At 48.4% G+C, this 3845-nt stretch carries 4 protein-coding genes and 1 pseudogene; 2 read left to right on the top strand and 3 right to left on the bottom strand.

Annotated features, from left to right (window positions below):
• Together PN462_RS00200 and purC are read right to left on the bottom strand one after the other, a co-directional pair.
• Window positions 1-560 (bottom strand): annotated as a pseudogene (locus PN462_RS00200) (hypothetical protein); the annotation flags it as partial.
• Between the two features lie 63 nt (window positions 561-623).
• Window positions 624-1361 carry a phosphoribosylaminoimidazolesuccinocarboxamide synthase gene (purC, locus tag PN462_RS00195; RefSeq protein WP_272125785.1) on the bottom strand — a complete coding sequence of 246 codons (738 nt, stop codon included), beginning with the start codon at window positions 1359-1361 and terminating at the stop codon, window positions 624-626.
• Between the two features lie 315 nt (window positions 1362-1676).
• On the opposite strand from purC, the gene PN462_RS00190 reads away from it, so the two are divergent.
• Both PN462_RS00190 and PN462_RS00185 read left to right on the top strand, forming a co-directional pair.
• Window positions 1677-2513: an alpha/beta hydrolase gene (locus tag PN462_RS00190; protein ID WP_443029019.1), complete on the top strand. Its 837-nt coding sequence runs from the start codon at window positions 1677-1679 to the stop codon at window positions 2511-2513.
• A 208-nt stretch (window positions 2514-2721) separates the two neighbouring features.
• On the top strand, window positions 2722-3060 hold the full coding sequence (locus PN462_RS00185) for a P-II family nitrogen regulator (RefSeq protein ID WP_272125782.1): 339 nt from the start codon (window positions 2722-2724) through the stop codon (window positions 3058-3060).
• A gap of 54 nt (window positions 3061-3114) precedes the next feature.
• On the opposite strand, the gene rdgB is transcribed toward PN462_RS00185, so the two are convergent.
• A complete protein-coding gene (gene rdgB / locus PN462_RS00180) occupies window positions 3115-3687 on the bottom strand; it encodes an RdgB/HAM1 family non-canonical purine NTP pyrophosphatase (RefSeq protein ID WP_443029018.1) in 573 nt (190 codons plus the stop codon).
• Between the last annotated feature and the right edge of the window lie 158 nt (window positions 3688-3845).

The following is a 3845-nucleotide window of genomic DNA, read 5'->3' as shown; positions in this document are numbered from 1 at the left end:
GTGTTGGGAGAGGTGGGAAAGTCCTGAGTTACGGACGACTCTGAGGGGGTCTCTGTTTCTTCGGGGGTCTCCAGTTGGGCAGTATCGGGAAAGACTTCCGTTTCTTCGGGGGTCTCCAGTTGGGCGGTTTCGGGAAAGACTTCCGTTTCTTCGGGGGTCTCCAGTTGGGCAGTATCGGGAAAGGCCACCGTTGTCTGGGGGAGGGGAGAAACCTCAATCTCTGGGAGGTCTGCCAAGGGGAAAGAGTCCCCATTCACCAATGGGGGGTCTGGGATGAAGGCCGTCCCTAGGTCAAAGGAGAGAGAGTCCTCACGGGGTTCTAGGGTGAGGTGAGTCTTAAAGTTATCCGGAGTCACCGCCAACCAAGTGGTAAGAGAAGATGTCCCTTGAAGGAGAGGTAAGTCACTGTTATTGGCAGTGACGGGGCTGAATTTGGCCAGCTTAGGGAGATCATTCTGTTCATCTTGGGTGGAACCTAGTTCATTTCCCCGAGCAGGATAAGTCGTCCCCAAGGTAGTTGAAGCCGTCAAAAAGACAAGAAAGAAAGGAGATAAGCGCATTTGTTTTGTTCCGTTTTGCACGTCCACACACCGACATTAAGTTTACCGAGAAGCAATACAAGTTTAAGAAAAACGCGACATCCAGTTTAACACTCGGTCTTGGATGTTTTGATAAGCGTCTTCCACTTGGCCCAGGTCTTGACGAAAGCGGTCTTTGTCTAACACTCGTTTTTGGGGATCTGTTTCGGTTTTGTCCCACAAGCGACAGGTGTCGGGACTAATTTCGTCTGCCAGATAGAGTTGATTTTGGGCATCGAGGCCGAACTCTAGTTTAAAATCAACGAGGGTTACGCCACAGTCATCGAAGATGGTTTTTAAGTGTTGATTGATTTCCCGTGCATTTGTTTCCAGTTGGTTGATCTGGTCGGGGGTGGCCAGGTTGAGGAGAGTGAGGCGATCGCGGGTTAACAGCGGATCACCTAGTTCATCTTTCTTGTAGTAAAATTCCACCAAGGGCCGGGACAGCACTTGACCAAGGGGCAGCCCAGTTTGTTTACACAGACTCCCGGCGGCAATATTCCGCACTACGACTTCCAGGGGGATAATTTTTACATTACGAACCCGCATTTCTTTCGGACTGGGACAGTCGAGATAGTGGGTGGGAATGCCTTTGCCTTCCAGATATTGGAATAGGGCTGCCGAAACCTGACAGTTGACTTCCCCTTTCCCGACAATTTGGCCCCGTTTTTGGGCGTTAAAGGCGGTGGCATCGTCTTTAAAGTAAGTTAAGAGGATGTTAGGGTCATCGGTGGCATAGAGAATTTTGGCTTTGCCTTCGTAGAGTTGGTTATCTTGAGACATTTTAATCGGTGGATAATAAACAATTAACAATAAACAATAATTTGGGAACTCCGAAACAGGGACTTGCTCTGGGCAGGGATGACAGTAGTCTCGTAATAAGTCCAAAGGTCAATCCTAGCAAGGGGTTTGGCTCATTATCAGGAATTTGGAGTTCCTGGAGAGTTTATAGTAAGCAGTAAACCGTAAAGAGGCAAGATGGCCTGTCCCCCCTTGGGATAGCGAGGAAAAACTGCGCTTGTCTCCCATCGACCAACAAGCGAGGTAAGTGTTTTAAGCTGATAGCTGACAACTGATAGCTGAATGCTTACCCTTATGATGTCCTCCTCCCAACTCCGAAAACTGTTAATTGGGGATTTTACTTGGCAACGTCTCATTCGGTCTCTCATTTTTATTTATTTGTTTTTTGCGGGATATGTCTTCTGGCGGGCCGACAGTATGATTTTTCACCCTCCTCCGGTGAGTTACAGCGAGGGGGGCGGTATTTTAGGGGAGGAGATTTTAAAATTAACGACTCCCGATGAGGAAAAAATTGCGGCGGTTCATCTCCCTAACCCAGATGCCCATTATACCCTCCTCTATGTCCACGGCAATGCAGAAGACCTGGGCCAGATTCAACCCGTCTTAAACCTCCTCTACGATGCCGGATTTAGCGTTTTTGCCTATGATTATCGGGGGTATGGACTCAGTGAAGGGCAACCCAGTGAAGCTAATGCCTATGAGGATATTAACACTGCTTATGGGTATCTCACGGAAACCCTAGAGATTCCCCCAGACCAGATTATCGTTTTTGGGCGGTCTGTGGGGGGCGGTTCTGCTATTGACTTGGCCAGTCGTGAAACTGTGGGCGGGGTGATTGTTGAAAGTGCCTTTACCTCTGCCTTTCGGGTGGTTGTTCCCTTCCCTATTTTACCTTTTGATAAATTCCCGAATCGGGCGAAACTCCCGGAAATTCAAGTCCCTGTTTTGTTTATTCACGGGAAAGCGGATCAAACGGTTCCTTTCCACCACAGTCAAACCCTGTATACTGTGGCTAATGACCCCAAACTTGCCCTGTGGGTCGAAGGAGCCCAGCATAATGATCTGGTCTGGGTCGCCGGGAAACAGTACACAGAGATACTGAAAACCTTTGAGAGATGGGTCAAAATGAGGTAGGGGAGGTCAAGACCAAACATTTCCTAAGCATTCAATGGTAAAAGGTTAGAATATAGCGCAAAGGACACTAAACTGCATAATTTGAGATACTGAACCCCCAAAATGTGCCAACTTTTACAAAATCTCTCAATTTGCGGTGCTAGAAAGTGTCATGCTTGTTTTATAAGTTTAAAAAGGTACACGCTGAATTTGTTGAGGAGTTGAACCCTTGAAAAAAGTAGAAGCCATCATTCGCCCCTTTAAACTCGATGAAGTGAAGATATCCCTCGTGAATGCGGGAATTGTCGGTATGACAGTTTCTGAGGTTCGCGGTTTTGGACGACAAAAAGGCCAAACGGAACGATATCGCGGTTCGGAATATACGGTTGAGTTTCTGCAAAAACTCAAAGTGGAAATTGTCGTTGAAGATGATCAGGTTGACATGGTTGTCGATAAAATCATTGATGCGGCTAAAACGGGAGAAATTGGAGACGGCAAAATCTTTATTAACTCTGTGGAACAAATTGTCCGCATCCGGACGGGAGAGAAAAATCTCGAGGCGGTCTAGTGGTCGAGATCAGACGAGGAAATTAGAGAAACCTCGTTTTAAAGTAGTCCTAGTTTAACCAAGTTTTGGCCATTGGGGTAGGAGTTGTTGAAAGGCTCGTCCCCGGTGGCTAATTTTGTCTTTTTGCTGGGGGGTCATTTCGGCGAAGGTGAGGTGAGAGTCGGGGACGTAGAAGATGGGGTCATAGCCAAAGCCTCCTGTGCCTCTGGGGGCGTGTAAAATTTCTCCAGGACAGATGCCTTGGGTGGTGAGGGCTATTTGGCCGTTGGGTCGAGAAATTGCGATCGCGCAAATAAATTCCGCCGTCCGATCTGTGCTGTCTCCGAGTTCATTTAAGAGCCGTTGGATGCGCTCTTGATCTGTTGCCCCATACCGAGCCGAAAATAGGCCAGGTGCGCCGTCTAACGCCCGTACAGACAATCCAGAATCATCTGCGATCGCCCACTCCCCCAACGCCTTCGCCACCTGAGAGGCTTTCAACTCCGCATTCTCTTGAAACGTGGCCCCCGTCTCCTCAATCTCCAATTCCGGCGGTTTCAGGTGCAACTCCACCCCCACCCCCTGCAAATACCCCTCCATCTCTCTCACTTTCCCCGCATTACTGGTGGCTACAATTAATTTAGTCATTTTTTTGTTGGTTGTTAGTTGTTTGTGAACAAGGGAACAGGGAACTCCGGAACTGGGAACTCCGGAACAGGGAATCGGGAATCGGGAATCGGGAATAATATATATTTTTTGGTTTTCCCCATCTCCCCCATCTCCCCTATCTTCCCCATCCCCCCATC

The sequence above is a fragment of the Spirulina sp. CS-785/01 genome, assembly GCF_028330525.1.
Lineage (GTDB): Bacteria > Cyanobacteriota > Cyanobacteriia > Cyanobacteriales > Spirulinaceae > JAQMSD01.
This window is presented reverse-complemented; position numbering and strand designations above follow the sequence as displayed.

Excerpts from the sequence above, each read along its gene's own strand:
- rdgB (WP_443029018.1), bottom strand. The coding sequence starts at position 3,687 with ATGACTAAATTAATTGTAGCCACCAGTAATGCGGGGAAAGTGAGAGAG.
- purC (WP_272125785.1), bottom strand. The coding sequence starts at position 1,361 with ATGTCTCAAGATAACCAACTCTACGAAGGCAAAGCCAAAATTCTCTAT.
- PN462_RS00190 (WP_443029019.1), top strand. The coding sequence starts at position 1,677 with ATGTCCTCCTCCCAACTCCGAAAACTGTTAATTGGGGATTTTACTTGG.